Annotated in this window: 13 protein-coding genes and 1 tRNA gene; 1 reads left to right on the forward strand and 13 read right to left on the reverse strand. The window is 61.8% G+C overall.

Going from position 1 to position 16,252, the window contains the following annotated elements; all coding sequences use genetic code 11:
• The 7 genes from H3T92_RS00615 to H3T92_RS00645 form a co-directional block, all read right to left on the reverse strand.
• Positions 1-732, reverse strand: a complete 732-nt coding sequence (locus H3T92_RS00615; protein ID WP_186279406.1) for an ABC transporter ATP-binding protein — start codon at positions 730-732, stop codon at positions 1-3.
• A 117-nt stretch (positions 733-849) separates the two neighbouring features.
• Positions 850-1,563 carry a TetR/AcrR family transcriptional regulator gene (locus H3T92_RS00620; protein WP_144085678.1) on the reverse strand — a complete coding sequence of 238 codons (714 nt, stop codon included), beginning with the start codon at positions 1,561-1,563 and terminating at the stop codon, positions 850-852.
• A 128-nt stretch (positions 1,564-1,691) separates the two neighbouring features.
• Positions 1,692-2,375 carry an NUDIX hydrolase gene (locus tag H3T92_RS00625; protein ID WP_144085679.1) on the reverse strand — a complete coding sequence of 228 codons (684 nt, stop codon included), beginning with the start codon at positions 2,373-2,375 and terminating at the stop codon, positions 1,692-1,694.
• Between the two features lie 35 nt (positions 2,376-2,410).
• The gene (locus H3T92_RS00630; RefSeq protein ID WP_144085680.1) at positions 2,411-3,328 is read right to left on the reverse strand and encodes a Nif3-like dinuclear metal center hexameric protein; all 918 of its coding nucleotides are present in this window, start codon (positions 3,326-3,328) and stop codon (positions 2,411-2,413) included.
• Positions 3,329-3,376: 48 nt separating this feature from the next.
• Positions 3,377-6,271, reverse strand: coding sequence for a DNA polymerase I (gene polA / locus H3T92_RS00635; RefSeq protein ID WP_144085681.1), 2,895 nt, complete (start codon positions 6,269-6,271; stop codon positions 3,377-3,379).
• Positions 6,272-6,278: 7 nt separating this feature from the next.
• A complete protein-coding gene (locus tag H3T92_RS00640; RefSeq protein ID WP_197071164.1) occupies positions 6,279-6,911 on the reverse strand; it encodes an ANTAR domain-containing response regulator in 633 nt (210 codons plus the stop codon).
• 64 nt (positions 6,912-6,975) lie between these two features.
• Positions 6,976-7,049 (reverse strand) — tRNA-Leu (locus H3T92_RS00645).
• A gap of 121 nt (positions 7,050-7,170) precedes the next feature.
• Between H3T92_RS00645 and H3T92_RS00650 the strand changes: the two genes are divergently transcribed.
• Positions 7,171-7,764 (forward strand): NUDIX domain-containing protein, encoded by a 594-nt coding sequence (locus tag H3T92_RS00650; protein WP_024627356.1) that lies wholly within the window; start codon positions 7,171-7,173, stop codon positions 7,762-7,764.
• Positions 7,765-7,966: 202 nt separating this feature from the next.
• Here H3T92_RS00650 and pyk read toward each other — a convergent pair whose 3' ends face one another.
• The 6 genes from pyk to H3T92_RS00680 all read right to left on the reverse strand — a co-directional run bounded on the left by pyk (position 7,967) and on the right by H3T92_RS00680 (position 16,062).
• The gene (pyk, locus tag H3T92_RS00655; RefSeq protein ID WP_144085682.1) at positions 7,967-9,409 is read right to left on the reverse strand and encodes a pyruvate kinase; all 1,443 of its coding nucleotides are present in this window, start codon (positions 9,407-9,409) and stop codon (positions 7,967-7,969) included.
• 111 nt (positions 9,410-9,520) lie between these two features.
• A complete protein-coding gene (locus H3T92_RS00660; RefSeq protein WP_144085683.1) occupies positions 9,521-10,522 on the reverse strand; it encodes a TerC family protein in 1,002 nt (333 codons plus the stop codon).
• 141 nt (positions 10,523-10,663) lie between these two features.
• Positions 10,664-12,775 (reverse strand): excinuclease ABC subunit UvrB, encoded by a 2,112-nt coding sequence (uvrB, locus tag H3T92_RS00665; RefSeq protein ID WP_101432488.1) that lies wholly within the window; start codon positions 12,773-12,775, stop codon positions 10,664-10,666.
• A 38-nt stretch (positions 12,776-12,813) separates the two neighbouring features.
• Positions 12,814-13,461, reverse strand: a complete 648-nt coding sequence (gene coaE / locus H3T92_RS00670) for a dephospho-CoA kinase (RefSeq protein ID WP_232341979.1) — start codon at positions 13,459-13,461, stop codon at positions 12,814-12,816.
• A 71-nt stretch (positions 13,462-13,532) separates the two neighbouring features.
• Positions 13,533-15,038 (reverse strand): 30S ribosomal protein S1, encoded by a 1,506-nt coding sequence (gene rpsA, locus H3T92_RS00675; protein WP_144085684.1) that lies wholly within the window; start codon positions 15,036-15,038, stop codon positions 13,533-13,535.
• A 103-nt stretch (positions 15,039-15,141) separates the two neighbouring features.
• On the reverse strand, positions 15,142-16,062 hold the full coding sequence (locus H3T92_RS00680; RefSeq protein WP_144085685.1) for a bifunctional methylenetetrahydrofolate dehydrogenase/methenyltetrahydrofolate cyclohydrolase: 921 nt from the start codon (positions 16,060-16,062) through the stop codon (positions 15,142-15,144).
• Positions 16,063-16,252 lie beyond the last annotated feature (190 nt).

Below are 16,252 nucleotides of genomic sequence, written 5' to 3' on the forward strand. Positions count from 1 at the left end.
TCAGCCCTCCATGGCCTTGACCAGGGTTCGCTCGGCGACCTCCTGGCCCTGATTGAGGAGCTCCGGCACGCTGGCCCGCAGGCTGACTCTGCCGTCCGCCACGACCATCACGTGGTCGGCCGTGCGCAACACTTCGGAGAGAATGTGGCTGGAAAAGAGGATTGCACTCCCCTGGGCTGCCAGGCTGCGCAGGCTATCTCGCAGCTGTCCGATGGCCACAGGGTCCAGTCCGTTGAGCGGCTCGTCCAGTAGGTAAAGGTCAGGATGATGGCCCATGCACCTGGCCAAGGCCAGCCTCTGCCTCATGCCCATGGAATACCTGCCGACAGGCGTGGTTGAATCGGCAGCCAAACCGACCTTGTCCAAAAGTTGGCTGATCCCGGTGGGTCCGGCATCCCTATGCTCCCGGTCTGCCAATGCCAGGTAGGTCAGGTCAATCTCAAGATTTTCCCTAGCGCTGAGGGACTCATAAAAGACCGGCTCGTTGATGAACACTCCCATCCTGGCCAGATTGCCCGGGTAGTCTTCGCTCAGAGGCCTCCCCAGAAAACAGACTCTGCCGCCGACAGGCCTCTGCATTCCGGTCAGGATCTTCAACAGCGTGGACTTGCCAGCCCCGTTGGCACCTAGCAAGCCCAGAATCTCGCCCTGCCCCAGGGTCAAATCCAGTCCGGACAGCACCTCCCTGCCTTCAAACACTTGGACAATTCCGTCCGCCTTCAGCACCTGCATAAAACTCCTTTCAAAAATACCGATGGTATGTTTAGTGGAAACAAAAACCATTACTCGTTGAGTGCCCGAATCTTGCTAGTAGACAGAGCCCTCTTGGCCTTAAGATATCTATCGGCTCTAAGAGACCCCTTGATCCTGATTCTTGTCAGATTCCTCTTGCGTGGACTCCCCACTGGTGGCAGTCAAAGGATTGCTCTTCAGATGTGCGTGCAAATGCACGGCCGCACGAATAACCCGATCATCGACGACAGGCGCCCCTATTCCCTTGAGCATATCCGCCAAGAGGGAGAACTTGGAGACCACCTGGTCCCGGGTCATGGTCGAGAATCGAATCCCTATCCACATGTTGAGCAGGATGTAGAGCACCTGGGCCAGATCCTCAGGATTGCAGGGGGCGATGGAGCCGTCTTCCACACCTTCACGGACATAAGGAGTGATCACATCCACAATCCTGTCCATGGATTTCAAGTACATCTGGCCTACCATGCGGGGGCTCTTCAGCAGGGTTCTGGCGGAAAAGGTGACATCGAGACGCGAGTATGCCGACAGGGAGGCAATCAGCTCGTTGCGCAGCTTGTCCAGCCCGGTTTCGCCCGGCCAGTCCCCCAGCCAGTCTCCCTGGGAGGAGGACGAGGCCATACGCTCGGTAACCGCGTGGAAAATAGCCGTCTTGGAGGGAAAATGGTAGTAGACCGCCCCCTTGGTCATGCCGCCCAGGCCGTCGACGATGTCCTGGATGCTGGTTCCGTCGTAGCCCTTTTCCAGGAAGAGCCGCTGGGCTACATCGAGGATCTGATTGCGATGTCCTTCGGGATCCTTCGGCGTGCCCATGCAGTGCTCCTCTTCCTGTCAGCGCAACAATGCCTGATCATTCTGACCTGACCATCTTTTCTGACAAGAACCTATCATACCACCGGTATGTTCTACTCGCCCAATCACAGGCGTTGATGCCTGGGACCTTAATCCTTCTGCAGGCGACGGATGGCCTCATGCTGAATGGCCACCACTGCCTTGGCATCGGCGACTCCCGCTGCACAAAGCTCCTGCCAGGAGACCCAGGCCGACTGGATATGCTCGCCCGGGTCGAAGTCGGTGGATCCTTGATGCCAGCGACGCAGATGCATGACCACGATGTGGCCGAGCTCGTCGCTCATCCCCAGAGAGGAGTAGACATCGGGAGCAGCATCGATCCAACCGTCCTCCGGATCCAGGCGGCTTTCTGAGCCCGGCGCACCCTCAGGCCCGGGCACCAGACCGGTCTCCTCACGCAGCTCGCGCAGGACGGCCTTGACGGGGCTCTCCCCTGGATCGATGAAGCCGGCCGGCAGGCCGAAGACATAGGCCTGGGCACCCACCCGGTACTCGCGGGTCAGCAGATAGGCATCGGCAGCGCAGTCGTGTACCAGCATGACCACGCAGGGGTCGTGACGGATGAGCTGCCGATCGATGGTTTCCTTGGAACCATCACGCCGAAACATGGCCACCCGCTGCTGGTCGATAACGAATATCGGGCCGCGGAAGACCTCCCTGTCATCCATCAGCTCGGGAGCGCGGGTCATATCGATGCCCTTGGGCCCCTGGCCATCGCGGCCGTCCAGCCTGGCGGCCAATCGTGCCTGCAAATCCTGCGCTTCATCGCTCATGAAATCACTCCTCCTCAACCATCAATCCTCAGCCGTCAACGCACCACCATGGTCCAAGGGTCTGTGACGATTGATGAGACCTCCACCTGTGGACGAACACCAGTAGCCATCTCCAGGGCCCTGGCAATGTCTCCCTTGGCGTAGCGGAACCAGAGGCTCTCAATTGCCGAGTGCGGGGTGTTGATCAGCATGGGTCTGGGCTGATTGGGCCGACCGGCCATCCTGGCCTCATAGAGGGCCTGCTGGTAGGCATCCGTGGCAGGATGATGGCGCAGATCGCTGGTGATGTAGACATCGGCCCCCGTGGACCGGACCAGGTCGAACTCGGAGTCCCCTGAGCCAGGCAACAGAGCGACCGTGGAGACCATGGCCTCGGACGGACCGACCGCCTGAACACCCAGAGCCGTCCTGGGCAGGAGGCCCGCCACGGTCTGGACCAGATCCTCAAATGGCATGGGCGTGGGAAGCCGGCCCCAACGACCCAGGCCTACCCGAATTCCCTGTTCGGCGTGCAGGTCACGGTTTGAGAGCGGCTGAGGGGCCAGCGGTCGTGCATCCTGCAGGTCCAGGGCATCGGCAGCCGCCTGGGCCACACCACGGTAGGCGGCATCAGCGTTGGTATGCCCCACCCAGAGCCCACAGTGACCCTCAACCAGTCTGGTTATCATATCCCCGCGGAAGTCCAGGCCGGAAACCTGGTGGACCGACCTGAAGAAGAGCGGATGGTGGGTGATCAGCAGGTCGGCCTTGTGGTCCAGAGCCTCCTGAACCACATCGGGCCGAGGGTCTACGGCGCACCAAATCCGCCTGACCGGCCAGGACGGATCCCCCGCCACCAGACCCGGATAATCCCAGTCCTCCGCGTAGTCCAGAGGGTAGAGCCCCTCCAGCAGATCCACAACCTGGCCCAGGGGCACTGAAGGCCTCTGAACCTCATCCTGTTCATCAGGCATGACGATCCCTCCTCGGATCCTGCTGGGCCCAGGGCACCCCACGGCAGGTCAGTGAGCAGCCAGCTCCCAGTCCTGGCCTATGCCGGTGGACACGTCCAGGGGCACGGCCAATTCAACGGCATGTTCCATGGAATCCTTGACCAGCTTGGTGGCCTTGTCGGTCTCTCCGGGAGCGATCTCCACCACCAATTCATCGTGGATCTGCAGGGAGATGCGACTCTTCAGCCCCTGATCGGACAAGGCACGGCTGGCCTTGATCATGGCGATCTTCATGATGTCGGCCGCCGACCCCTGGATGGGCGCATTCAGGGCGGCCCGCTCAGCAGCCTCACGGGTTGGACGACGCTTGGAGCGCAGCCCAGGGAAGTAGCGCCGCCGACCGAACATGGTCTCGGTGTAACCCTTCTCACGGGCATCGGCCACCAGGGACTCCAGGTACTCATGAACCTTGCCGAAGGTGGCGAAGTACTTGGCGCGCAGCACGTCAGCCGCAGCCGGGCTGATCTTAAGCTGCTGGGCCAGGCCGTAGGTGCTCAGTCCATAGGCCAGGCCGTAGCTCATGGCCTTCACATGGGAGCGCTGGTCCCCGGTGACCTCCTCCATGGGAATGTCGTAGACCAGGCTGGCCACGTACCGGTGGAAGTCGGCACCCGACTTGAAAGCATCGATCAGGGCCTGATCCCCGGAAAGATGGGCCATGATCCGCAGCTCCACCTGGGAGTAGTCCGAAGAGAGCAGCGCCTCGTAGCCGCTGCCAGGCACAAAGGCCGAGCGGATCTCGCGGCCCCTGGCATCACGGTTGGGGATGTTCTGGAGGTTGGGATCCACCGAGCTCAGCCGGCCAGTAGCGGCCACGGTCTGCTCGTAGGTGGTGTGCAGCCTTCCATCCCGAGGATTGACAGCCTCGCGCAGGGTCTGCACAATCTGCTTGAGCTTGTTGGTCTCCCTGTGCTTGAGCAGGGCGCCCAGAAAGTCGTTGGCCCGCTCGTTGTTGACCGACTTGATGTACAGGTCCTGCAGAACCGAGACATTGGTCGAGTAGGAACCGGTCTTGGTCCTGTGGGTGGGCACCAGGCCCATGTCGTCGAAAAGCACCTTGCTCAGCTGCTTGGGGCTCTGCAGGTTGACACGGCTGCCGGCCCTGTCCCAGGCGATTTCCTGAGCCTGGCGGGCTTCAGCGGCGAACCGGTCGTGCATCTCCTTCAGGCGGGCATCGTCCACCTTGGCGCCTTCGGTCTCCATCTGCGCCAGGACTGCCGAGGTGGGCAACTCTATGGTGCGTAGCAGGCCGTACTGGTGACGCTCGTCCATCAGCTCCTGCAGCCGCTCGGAGACCATCATGACGTACTGCGCCTGGCGCAGAATCCGGGTCCCCCGCCTACGTTCGTCCTCGTCCTCTCGCCCGTCCAGGGCCAAGGCCCCCTGGGTAGCCTCGGGCTCCTCCTCTACGGGGATGGCCAGGAAATGGGCGACGGCCTGCTCCAGGTTGTCGGCATGAAAATCAGGCTCAGCCAGATAGCCTGCCAGCTTGGTGTCGAACAAGGGCAGGGGCATGTGCAACCCCTGGCTCTCCAAGAGGTGCAGGTGCTCCTTGTAGCCATGGACCACGCAGGTGCCGATCCGCTGGTCGATCAGCTCCTGGATGGCCCCACGCATGTCTTGGTCAATATCTTCGGCCATGAGGACCAGACCATGGCCGTCCATGGAGAGAATGGCCAGCTCCTCCAGGCCATAGTCGCCGTGCTTGGCCCAGCCGATGGCGTGGAGAACCCAGTGCTCCTTCATGGCCTCGCTGCAGCACATGGCATGCTGGTCGGAGTCGCCGATGTCCTTGATTTTGTCCAGGGAATCGGCCATGGCCTTGACATGATCCGCCGAGCGCTGGCAAAGGGCCTTGTCCGGCAGGTGCTTCTCGCACCAATCCCGCAGCTGGTCGCCGGACTCCGCCTTATCACGCTCGGGCTGGACGAACTCCTCCTGCTTGTTGCTGACATCAACCAGTGCCGAGGCTGGAGAATAATCGTAATCGGCTACCGTGTTGAATCCGCGCAGGATCTTCTTGCGGGTCTGAGGGCCGAACTGCAACTGCTCGAAGATGGGCAGCACCTGATCCGTATGGATGGTGCCAAAACGCAGATCTTCCACCTTCACACCCAGGTCTAGGTCGCGCACCAGGGCGTTGACCTTCCGGTTGAGCCGCACCTGGTTGGCGTTCTCCGCCAGGGCCTGACCCTTCTTGCCGCCGATCTCATCGGCGTGCTCCAGGATGGAATCCAGCGATCCGTACTTGTTGATCCACTTGGCGGCATAACCGTCGCCCACGCCCGGCACGCCAGGGATGTTGTCGGCGCCCTCGCCGCGCATGGCGGCCAGATCGGGATACTGCTCCGGGGTCACCTTGTAACGATCCATGATGGCCTGGGGGGTCATGTGCTTGAGGTTCTTGAAGTGGTGGCCGGGGTAGAGCACGGTGATGTCGTTGTCCACCAGCTGGAAGGCATCCCTGTCGCCCGACAGAACCAGGGTCTTGAACCCGGCCTGCTCCCCCATGGTGGCCAGTGTGCCGATGATGTCATCGCCCTCGTAGCCGGGCTTTTCGATATAGGTGATGCCCAGGCCCTTGAGCAGGTCCTGGATCAGCGGCAGCTGGCTGAGCAGTTCCTTGGGGGCGGCCTCACGGGTGCCCTTGTACTGGGGCAGCATGGCATTGCGGAAGGTGCCGCCCTTGACGTCAAAGGCCACGCCCATATGGGTGGGCTTCTCCTTGGCCATGACATCCGCCAGCATGGTGGCAAATCCCCACACCGCATTGGTGGGCTGCCCGGTCGAGGTGGTGAAACTCTCGACCGGAAGGGCATAGAAGGCCCGGAAGGCCAGCGAATGTCCATCGACGACCAGCAGGGTGCGGCCGTCCTTGTCCTGCTTCTTCGTCTGGTCTTCCATGGGAGGGCTAACGGTCGTTCTGGTTGGCCACGTTGTTGATGACCACGTCGGCCACCTCCTGCATGGTCAGCCTGCGGTCCATGGAGGTCTTCTGGATCCAGCGGAAGGCCTCGGACTCGGTCATCCCCATGCTCTCCATGAGCAGGCCCTTGGCCCGATCCACCCGCTTGCGGGCCTCGAAGCGGGCCTTCATGTCGGTGACCTCGTCCTTCAGGGCGTTGATCTGGTCGAAGCGTGAGATAGCTACCTCAAGGGCCGGCAGCAGCTTTTCAGGAGCGAAAGGCTTGACCACGTAGGCCATGGCTCCAGCATCAGCCGCCTTCTCAACCAGGCTCTGCTGGGAGAACGCCGTCAGCATAACCACCGGGGCCAGGTTCTCCTTGCCGATCTCAGTGGCGGCGGTAATGCCGTCAGTGCCGGGCATCTTCACATCCATGACCACCACGTCAGGCCTCAGCTCGCGAGTCAGATCAATGGCCTCCTGGCCGCTGGCCGCCTGGCCGACCACGTCATAGCCGGCATCCTCGAGAGCTTCGACGGTATCGAGCCTGATCAAAGCCTCGTCCTCCGCCACAACCACGGTCCGCCCTTCGGGGGAATCGCTGCGGTTCTTACTCTCTGAAGCCACTTTCAACCTCATTTCCTGAAAGTCCATCCGAGCTTCAGCGGAAACCGATGAGAGACGGATGGGGTTCGCTTTATCGTGCCCCCGGTGAGACTCGAACTCACACTGCACGGATTTTGAGGCCGTTTCCTCTACCAATTGGGATACGGGGGCTTTTCGTTACCACAGAGAATCTACCATACTTTGGCGACGACGCAAGGTTATTCGTGTTGAATCTGCCTTAGAATGAAGACAGGTATGTATACAGGCACATCAGCAGTCGAAGGAGAGCATGATGACCACTCAGATCTATCGACGGTTCGATCCTTGGCGCACCTCCCCCGTCCAGGAGAAGGCCCGCAAGCAGATTATGGACAGCCACTACTTCAGCGTCGACAGGGTCACCTTTGAATCCAGCGACAATCAGACCTTCGATCGCAGCATCGTCAGCGAGAAGCATGGAGACACCATCGCCGTCCTGGCCATCACCGACGACGGAAGGATACCGCTGGTCGAGCAGTACCGTCTGCCCACCCACCGCTGGACCCTTGAGCTGCCGGCCGGGCATCCGCTCAACGACAAGGAAGCCCCCATCGATGTGGCCACCAGGCGGTTGCGCGAGGAGGCCGGATACAAGGCTGCCTCCTTTAACCAGTTCGCTAGGTTCATCAATACTCCCAGCTTCTCCACCCAGCACACCACGCTCTTCTACGCGGAGGGCCTGACCCCGGTCCAGCCGGCCAGCCTGGCACCAGAGACCCCGCACCAGAACGTGCGACTCTTCACCGTGGATGAGGCCTACGACATGGTGATTGCAGGGACCATACTGGACGCCAAAACCACCATCGCCATCCTGCGGGCCAAAATCGGACTTTCCGACCTGCACTGACGCACAGATCTGGAGCTACTGCATGTTTTCACAGGTTGACATATCTGGTTGAGACCGGCACCTTCAGACAAGGAACCGGTGGCCTCTCCCCCCTGCATTTACCAACGGGGAAAGACCACCGGTTCACTGCTTCATCAGCATCTTGGGAATCTCAGGGTCCGCCTGACTGACTCAATCGACAGTCAGGCGGCAAATCTGAGAATCACTCGTTGGAGCCCACGGTGTGGACGTAGATGCAGTCGGTGTTGCCCGGCTCATGCTCGCCCTGGGCGCAGCTGAGCACCACCAGGCAGTCGCCGTCGGAGACCTTGCCCTGCTTCTTCAAGGTGGAGTCCACGAAGTTCATCAGGTCTGCGCGATTGAAGTCGTGGTAGTCCTGCCCGCAGAGGAACGCCTCGGTGCCCCAGCTCAAGGCCAGCCAATGATAGGTGTGCTCATTGGTGGTCAGTGCATAGATGGGGGCAGCCGGACGCTCGCGGGAGATCCGGTGCACGGTGTTGCCCGTCTGGGTGAAGGCCACGATGGCCTTGGCGTTGATCTTGTCGGCCAGATCCACGGCGGCGGAGGAGACGGCGCCAGAGTTGGACATATCCAGGTTGTGCATGGCCGGGATACGGTCGAAGCCGTGCGTGGTGGCGTAGTCGGAGATCCGGGCCATGGTGGACACCGTGGTGTCAGGGTATTCGCCCACGGCGGTCTCATTGGAGGTCATGGTGGCATCGGCGCCGTCAAGAACGGCATTGGCGCAGTCGGAGGCCTCAGCGCGGCTGGGGATGGGCGAATGCACCATGGAGCCCAGGACCTCGGTGGCGACGATGACCGGCTTGGCGTACTGACGGGCCAGCTCGATGCAGCGCTTGGTCACCAGTGGGACCTGCTCGAAGGGCATCTCCACAGCCATATCGCCGCGGGCCACCATGATGCCGTCAAAGGCCTTGACGATCTCCTCCAGGTTCTCAACAGCCTGGGGCTTCTCGATCTTGGCCACGATGGGGATGCGGCGACCCTCCTCGTCCATGATCTCGTGGGCGCGGTCGATGTCGGTGGCGAAGCGGACGAAGGACATGGCGATGATGTCGGCGCCGGTGCGGATGCCCCAACGCAGGTCCTCCTCGTCCTTGGGGGTCAACGCCGGCAGACTCACAGCCACGCCAGGCAGGTTGATGCCCTTGTGGGAGGAGACAGAACCGGCCACGACCACCTTGGTGTAGACCTGGTTGCCCTCGACCTTGGTGACCTCCAGGCGGACCTTGCCGTCGTCAATCAGGATGGGATCGCCGGGGTGGCAGTCCCCGGGCAGACCCTTGAAGGTGGTGGAGGTCATGTGCTCGTCACCCTCGACATCGTCGGTGGTGATGATGAACTCCTGACCCTCCTTGAGATTGACCTTGTCTTCGCCCTGCTCATTCTTCTTGAACCAGCCACAGCGAATCTTGGGACCTTGCAGATCGACCAGGGCCGCCACGTTTCGTCCAGTCTCCTTGCTGGCCTGACGAACGTTGTTGTAAACCTTGAGGTGATCTTCAGGGGTGCCGTGTGACCGGTTGAGCCTGGCCACATCCATGCCGGCATTGACCAGCTTGGTGATGTTCTCCAGAGACTCCGAAGCCGGCCCGATGGTGTCGACGATCTTGGCTTTGCGCATATGCTACCTGCCTGTTCTTTTTCCTGTTTACCGTTCTATTGTACAGACTCGGCCTGATGGAAACCACTATTTCCCGTTAGCGCTAACACCCCTTGTGATTCAAAGGTTTGTTTATTGGTTTTTCCCCTGCGAGGCTGTTGCAAGGGACTGGCGACGGCTCTTGAGCACTGAAGCCAAAGCCGCGATGCCTACGGCCAGGACGATGACCAGCAGGGATGCCCAGGTCGGAATATCAGGAACGGCTGTCAGGGGGTGCCCGCCGTTGATGAAAGGCAAGGTGTTGCCGTGCAGAGCCTCCAGGATCAGCTTGACGCCGATGAAGGCCAGGACCACAGCCAGCCCCAGGGGCAGATACTCCAGCTTGTCCAGCAGGGATCCCAGCAGGAAGTAGAGCTGCTGAAGGCCCAGCAGGGCAAAGACATTGGAGGTGAAGACGATGAAGGGATCCTTGGTCAGTCCGAAGATGGCCGGAATGGAGTCAAAGGCGAACATGACATCGGTGGTGCCGATGGCCAGGAAGACCACCAGCATGGGCGTGAAATAGCGCTTGCCCTCGAAGGTGGTCCGCAGACGCTCACCATCGTAATGGCTGGTGATAGGGATGACCCGGCGCAGGGCCCTGATCAGCCCGTTCTCGTGGTACTCCTCCTGCTTGCCCCGGCTGGAGACCATGTTCCAGGCGGTATAGAGCAGGAAGAAGCCGAAGATGAAGAAGACCCAGGTGAAGCGGGTGATCAGCGCCGTCCCGGCCAGGATGAAGACGCCGCGCAGCAGCAGGGCGATGGTGATGCCGACGCTGAGCACATAGCGCTGAAGCTGCAGGGGCACGGCGAAATTGCTCATGATGATGACGAAGACGAAGAGGTTGTCGATGCTGAGCGAGTATTCGGTCAGCCAGCCCGAATAGAACTCGATGGCCGGCTTGGATCCGGCCACCTTCCAGATCAAAGCACCAAAAATCAGAGCCATGACCACGAAGAAGCCGATGTGCCTGACGCACTCGCCGGTCGAAGGCACGTGCGGCCTACGCCCGATCACCAGAAGATCGACCACGAAGAAGACGGCCAGCACAACCAGGCTCACAACCATGAACGGCAGAGGTGTCTCGGACATACCACCAGACTCTAGCGGCAAGATATGACGTGCTCGTCTCCCCCGTCTGCCCGTAGGACATCCTCACAGGCAGCGGTCTGCAAGTCGGGCCTGTGATGCTCTTGCCTCCACATCACAGGCCCGACTTACGTATTGGTCTGCTTACTTTTTGGCCTCGGTCATCTGACGCAGCTCCTTCTTCAGATCCTTGATTTCGTCGCGCAGACGGGCTGCAAGCTCGAACTGCAGCTGTTGCGCAGCCGTGTGCATCTGGTCGCTCAGCTGACGGATCAGGTCGGCAAGGTCCTGCGCCGGCAGACCGGCCTGGAGGATCTCCTGATGCCGCTTGTCAGCCTCGTCCTTGTCATAGAGGGGCACGCCCAGGTGGGAGTTGCCGGCCTTGTTGGCGTTGCGGTAGCCGCCCGCCAGCAGGGTCTGGGTGTCCACGTCTTCCTTGGCCAGCATGTCGTTGACGTCGCTGATTTTCTTGATCAGCGGCTTGGGGTCCACGCCGTGCTCCTTGTTGTAGGCGATCTGCTTGGCCCGGCGACGGTTGGTCTCGCTGATGGCCTTGTCCATGGAGTCGGTGACCTCGTCCGCGTACATGATGACCTTGCCGGACACGTTCCTGGCCGCACGGCCGATGGTCTGGATCAGGGAGCGGTAGGAGCGCAGGAAGCCCTCCTTGTCCGCATCCAGAATAGCCACCAGGGAGACCTCGGGCAGGTCCAGCCCCTCGCGCAGGAGGTTGATGCCCACAATGACGTCGATCTTGCCCTCGCGCAGCTCCCGCAGGAGCTCCACCCGCCGCAGGGTGTCCACGTCCGAATGCAGATACTCCACCTTGATGTCGCGCTCCAGCAGGTAGTCGGTCAGATCCTCGGCCATCTTCTTGGTCAGCGTGGTCACCAGAACACGCTCGTGACGATCCACCCGGGCCTTGATCTCGTCCAGGAGGTCGTCCACCTGGCCCTTGACCGGCCTGACCTCCACCTCGGGATCCAGAAGGCCTGTGGGTCGGATGACCTGCTCCACCACCCCGTCGGACAGGCCCATCTCATAGTCGCCCGGCGTAGCCGACAGGTAGACGGTCTGGCCCACCTTGTCCAGAAACTCGGGCCACTTGAGCGGACGGTTGTCCATGGCCGAGGGCAGACGGAAGCCGTGCTCGACCAGGGTCCGCTTGCGGCTGGCATCCCCCTCGTACATGGCTCCGATCTGGGGAACCGTCACATGGGACTCGTCGATGACCAACAGGAAGTCGTCGGGGAAGAAGTCCAGCAGGGTATGGGGCGGGGAACCGGGTTCGCGCCCGTCGAAGTGGCGGGAATAGTTCTCCACTCCAGAGCAGGTGCCGATCTGGGTGAGCATCTCCAGGTCGTAGGTGGTGCGCATGGTCAGCCTCTGGGCCTCCAGCTCCTTGCCCTGCTTGCGCAGCTGGCCCACACGCCAGTCCAGCTCCTCCTTGATGGTCTTCAGGGCGCGCTCCATCCGCTCGGGACCGGCCACATAGTGGGAGGCGGGGAAGATGTGCACGGAGGTCTCATGGGCGATCTCGTCTCCGGTCAGCGGGTGCAGTGTGGAGATGCGGTCGATCTCGTCCCCGAAGAATTCGATGCGGACGGCCAGCTCCTCATAGACGGGGATGATCTCGACTGTGTCGCCGCGCACGCGGAAGGTGCCACGGGTGAAGGCGATGTCGTTGCGCTTGTACTGCATGTCCACGAACTTGCGCAGCAGGTCGTCGCGGTTGATCCGGTCACCCTCGTGCAGGAAGAGCATGCGTCCGGCGTATTCCTCGGGCGTGCCCAAGCCGTAGATGCAGGAGACGGTGGCCACCACCACACAGTCGCGCCTGGTCAGCAGGTTGGCCGTGGCGGCGTGCCGGAGCCGCTCCACGTCGTCGTTGATGTTCGAGTCCTTCTCGATATAGGTATCCGTTTGAGGGATGTAGGCCTCGGGCTGGTAGTAGTCGTAGTAGGAGACGAAGTAGGAGACCGCGTTGTCGGGCATGAGCTCGCGGAACTCGGCGCAGAGCTGGGCGGCCAGGGTCTTGTTGGGCTCCAGAATCAGAGTGGGCCGCTGCAGGCGCTCGATCAGCCAGGCCGTGGTCGCGGTCTTGCCGGTGCCGGTGGCGCCCATGAGCACCACGTCGTTCTCGCCGTTCTCGATCCGAGTGGCCAGCTCCTCGATGGCCTCTGGCTGGTCGCCGGAGGGCTTGTAGGGAGACTTGACCACGAAGGGCTTGTCGGTCCGCTCAATGTTGAACCCCATGAAACTCCCTTCCAGGATGCGTCATTCGCCAAGGCCCCTCAGTCGCTGTGCGAGGACCCCTGGGCCAAGGATTTCAGCTCTTCATATATTCTATCAACAGACTCGAACATTTGTTCGATAGGCTGGGATCCGTCCACCAACAGATCGGCCTGGGCGCGTCGCGAACTGCTGCTGGTCTGGGAACCGATGCGCTCAACAGCCTGGCTTGGCGTCATATGCCGCTGATTCACCATACGCGCAATCCTCACCTGGCTTGGGGCCTCCACCAGCAGGACCCTGTCGAAATGAAAAGGAATGGCTGAGCCCACCTCGGTCAGCAGGGGCACCTCATGGACCACCACCTCGGAGCCCTCCAGCCAGGGCTGCTCGGCCTTGGCGGCCAGCTCATAGACCAGCGGATGGATGATGTCGTCCAGGTCCTCGCGGTCCCGGTCGGCCGCCGGGCCGCCGAAGACCCGTGCCGCCAGGGCTGACCTGTCCACGCCCCCCTGGCCGTCCCCACAGTCTGTGCCAAACCGATCCAGGACCGGCCCTACGCCGGGTCCGCCCGGGGCAATGACCTCATGGGAGAGCCGGTCGTAGTCGATGACCTTGGCTCCGTCCTGAGCCAGCCGAGCCGCCACCGTGCTCTTGCCAGCCGCTATCCCGCCAGTCAACCCCACACGTATCATCCTGACCTCCCGCATATCCTTTACGACAGCAGATACAAATGGAGGGGCCCGACCGAGGCCGGACCCCTCCATTCACCGCTAAATGCTCACTTCTTTTCCTTGAGCAGCTGCTCGCGCAGGGCGGCCAGCTGGTCGTCGGAGGCCAAGGTGCCCTCGGAGCTGGACTCCGAGCTGTAGTTGGTGGTCTCCTCGGAGTTCTGACGGCGGGAGCGCGAACCGGAGGCAGGCGCCTGGGAGGACCGGCTGTCCTCGGCGGCCGAAGCCTCGGCGTTCTCCAGCTCCTTGGCCACGAAGGCCTTGTGCTGCTCCCAGAGGTCGTGGGCGGCCGCATACTGGGACTCCCACTCCTCCCGCTGCTTCTCGTAGCCGGCGATCCACTCGTTGCTCTCGGGGTCGAAGCCCTCGGGGTACTTGTAGTTGCCCTCCTCGTCGTACTCGGCGGGCATGCCGTAGATGGCCGGATCGAAGTCCTCGGAGGTCGGGTCGACGGAGTCGTCGGCCTGCTTGAGGGACAGGGAGATGCGGCGGCGATCCAAGTCAACGTCGATGACCTTGACGAAGATCTCCTCGCCCTGCTTGACCACGGTCTCGGGGTTCTCCACGTGACGATTGGCCAGCTCGGAGATGTGGACCAGGCCCTCGATGCCGTCCTCGACGGAAACGAAGACACCGAACTGCACGATCTTGGTGACCTTGCCCTTGACGATCTGTCCGGGCACGTGGGTCCGGGCGAAGCGCTGCCAGGGATCTTCCTGGGTGGCCTTGAGGGACAGCGAGATGCGCTCGCGGTCCATATCGACATCCAGCACCTCGACGGTGACCTTGTCGCCCACCTTGACGACCTCGCTGGGGTGATCGATGTGCTTCCAGGAGAGCTCGGAGACGTGGATCAGGCCGTCCACACCGCCCAGGTCGACGAAGGCGCCGAAGTTGACGATGGAGCTGACCGTGCCCTCGCGGATCTGGCCCTTCTTGAGCTGGGCCATGAAGGTCTCGCGCACCTCGGACTGGGTCTCCTCCAGGTACTGGCGGCGGGAGAGGACCACATTGTTGCGGTTCTTGTCCAGCTCCAGGATCTTGGCCTTGATCTTCTGCCCGATGTAGGGAGACAGGTCGCGCACGCGGCGCATCTCGACCAGGGATGCGGGCAGGAAGCCGCGCAGGCCGATGTCGACGATGAGCCCGCCCTTGACGGCCTCGATGACGGTGCCCTCAACGACGCCGTCAGCCTCCTTGATCTTCTCGATGTCGCCCCAGGCGCGCTCGTACTGGGCACGCTTCTTGGACAGGATCAGGCGGCCTTCCTTGTCCTCCTTGGTGACGACCAGGGCCTCGATGGTGTCACCGACCTGGACCACATCGTCGGGATCGACATCCTTCTTGATGGAAAGCTCGCGGGAGGGAATCACGCCCTCGGTCTTGTAGCCGATGTCCAGCAGAACCTCGTCATGGTCGATCTTAACGACCGTCCCCTCGACCAGATCCCCATCGTCGAAGTTCTTGATGGTGGAATCGACTGCCTTGATGAAGTCTTCCTCGGACCCGATGTCATTGACCGCGACCTGGGGGACTTCCTTCTTGTTCTCTGCCATTAATGAAATTGTTTCTTGTATAGTTGGTGGATATTTTTTCCGTATTGAGTTATGCGTTCCCGCCGGCAGGCGCGAACATTCTCCATGATAGGAGACACTGCGGTCATTGTCGCCGGGAGACCTCGGGCGTGTCGCAGACAGGGATTCCGGCGGCTCGCTCAGCCGATTCGACCACATTGACCAGGAGCATGGCCCGGGTCATGGGCCCCACCCCGCCGGGATTGGGCGTATAAGCGGCTGCAGACAGCCTGGCGGCCGGATCGATGTCGCCCTTGATCCGCCAGCGCCCCTCCTGCTGGTCCCAGATCCGGGAGACGCCTACATCCACCAGGACGGCACCCTGGCGAACCTGGTCCGGACCAACCAGCCCGGCTCGGCCCACGGCCGCGATGATCACGTCAGCCCTGCGCAGATGGGCGTCAATGTCCTTGGTGCGGGTATGGCAGAGGGTCACGGTGGCATCCACCCCGCGGTTGGTCAGGAGCAGACCGATGGTGCGGCCCACGGTCAATCCTCGGCCCAGCACGCAGACCTCCTTGCCGGCCAGGTCAATCCCGTAATGGTCCAGCAGGTACAGGATCCCTCGCGGGGTGCAGGGCAGGGGGGTCCGCACCTGGCCATCGGTATGCAGGACCAGCTGGCCCAGGCTGTAAGGATGCATGCCGTCGGCGTCCTTGGCCGGATCGATGCGATCGATGATCTCGGTGGGATCCACGCCCTCGGGCAGGGGCAGCTGGACGATGTAGCCGGTGCATTCAGGATCCTGGTTGAACTGATCCACCGCAGCAAGAATCCGCTCCTTGCCGGCATCGGCGGGCAGATCAATCCTGATCGACCTGATGCCCACCTGGCTGCAGTCCCGATGCTTGCCCTCTACGTATTTGACTGAACCGGGGTCATCCCCCACCAGGATGGTCCCCAGCCCAGGAGTGCGTCCCATGGCCGTCAGCCTCGCCACGCGAGCGCGCAGGTCCTCCTTGAGTTCCGCAGCCGCCGCCTTGCCGTCCAGTTTCACTGCAGTCAATACATCTCCATCATTCAAGCGGGCGCAAACCCTTGTCGAAGTCGTCTGGGCCAGACTAGCGCAGATTCCTCCCCGACCGGAAGCTCCGTCCAAGGGCCGGGACGGGAGGACTCGACTGCTGAAGTTGCGTGCTGTCCCCTCCCCAGCGATAATGAGAATCATGCTCAATAAGAGCAGGTTCACCTTGTGA

This window comes from Bifidobacterium sp. W8112, assembly GCF_016101425.1.
In the GTDB taxonomy this organism is placed as follows: domain Bacteria; phylum Actinomycetota; class Actinomycetes; order Actinomycetales; family Bifidobacteriaceae; genus Bombiscardovia; species Bombiscardovia apousia.

Coding starts and splice junctions, on each gene's coding strand:
- H3T92_RS00615 (WP_186279406.1), bottom strand. CDS start 732: ATGCAGGTGCTGAAGGCGGACGGAATTGTCCAAGTGTTTGAAGGCAGG.
- H3T92_RS00620 (WP_144085678.1), bottom strand. CDS start 1,563: ATGGGCACGCCGAAGGATCCCGAAGGACATCGCAATCAGATCCTCGAT.
- H3T92_RS00625 (WP_144085679.1), bottom strand. CDS start 2,375: ATGAGCGATGAAGCGCAGGATTTGCAGGCACGATTGGCCGCCAGGCTG.
- H3T92_RS00630 (WP_144085680.1), bottom strand. CDS start 3,328: ATGCCTGATGAACAGGATGAGGTTCAGAGGCCTTCAGTGCCCCTGGGC.
- polA (WP_144085681.1), bottom strand. CDS start 6,271: ATGGAAGACCAGACGAAGAAGCAGGACAAGGACGGCCGCACCCTGCTG.
- H3T92_RS00640 (WP_197071164.1), bottom strand. CDS start 6,911: ATGAGGTTGAAAGTGGCTTCAGAGAGTAAGAACCGCAGCGATTCCCCC.
- H3T92_RS00650 (WP_024627356.1), top strand. CDS start 7,171: ATGACCACTCAGATCTATCGACGGTTCGATCCTTGGCGCACCTCCCCC.
- pyk (WP_144085682.1), bottom strand. CDS start 9,409: ATGCGCAAAGCCAAGATCGTCGACACCATCGGGCCGGCTTCGGAGTCT.
- H3T92_RS00660 (WP_144085683.1), bottom strand. CDS start 10,522: ATGTCCGAGACACCTCTGCCGTTCATGGTTGTGAGCCTGGTTGTGCTG.
- uvrB (WP_101432488.1), bottom strand. CDS start 12,775: ATGGGGTTCAACATTGAGCGGACCGACAAGCCCTTCGTGGTCAAGTCT.
- coaE (WP_232341979.1), bottom strand. CDS start 13,461: ATGCGGGAGGTCAGGATGATACGTGTGGGGTTGACTGGCGGGATAGCG.
- rpsA (WP_144085684.1), bottom strand. CDS start 15,038: ATGGCAGAGAACAAGAAGGAAGTCCCCCAGGTCGCGGTCAATGACATC.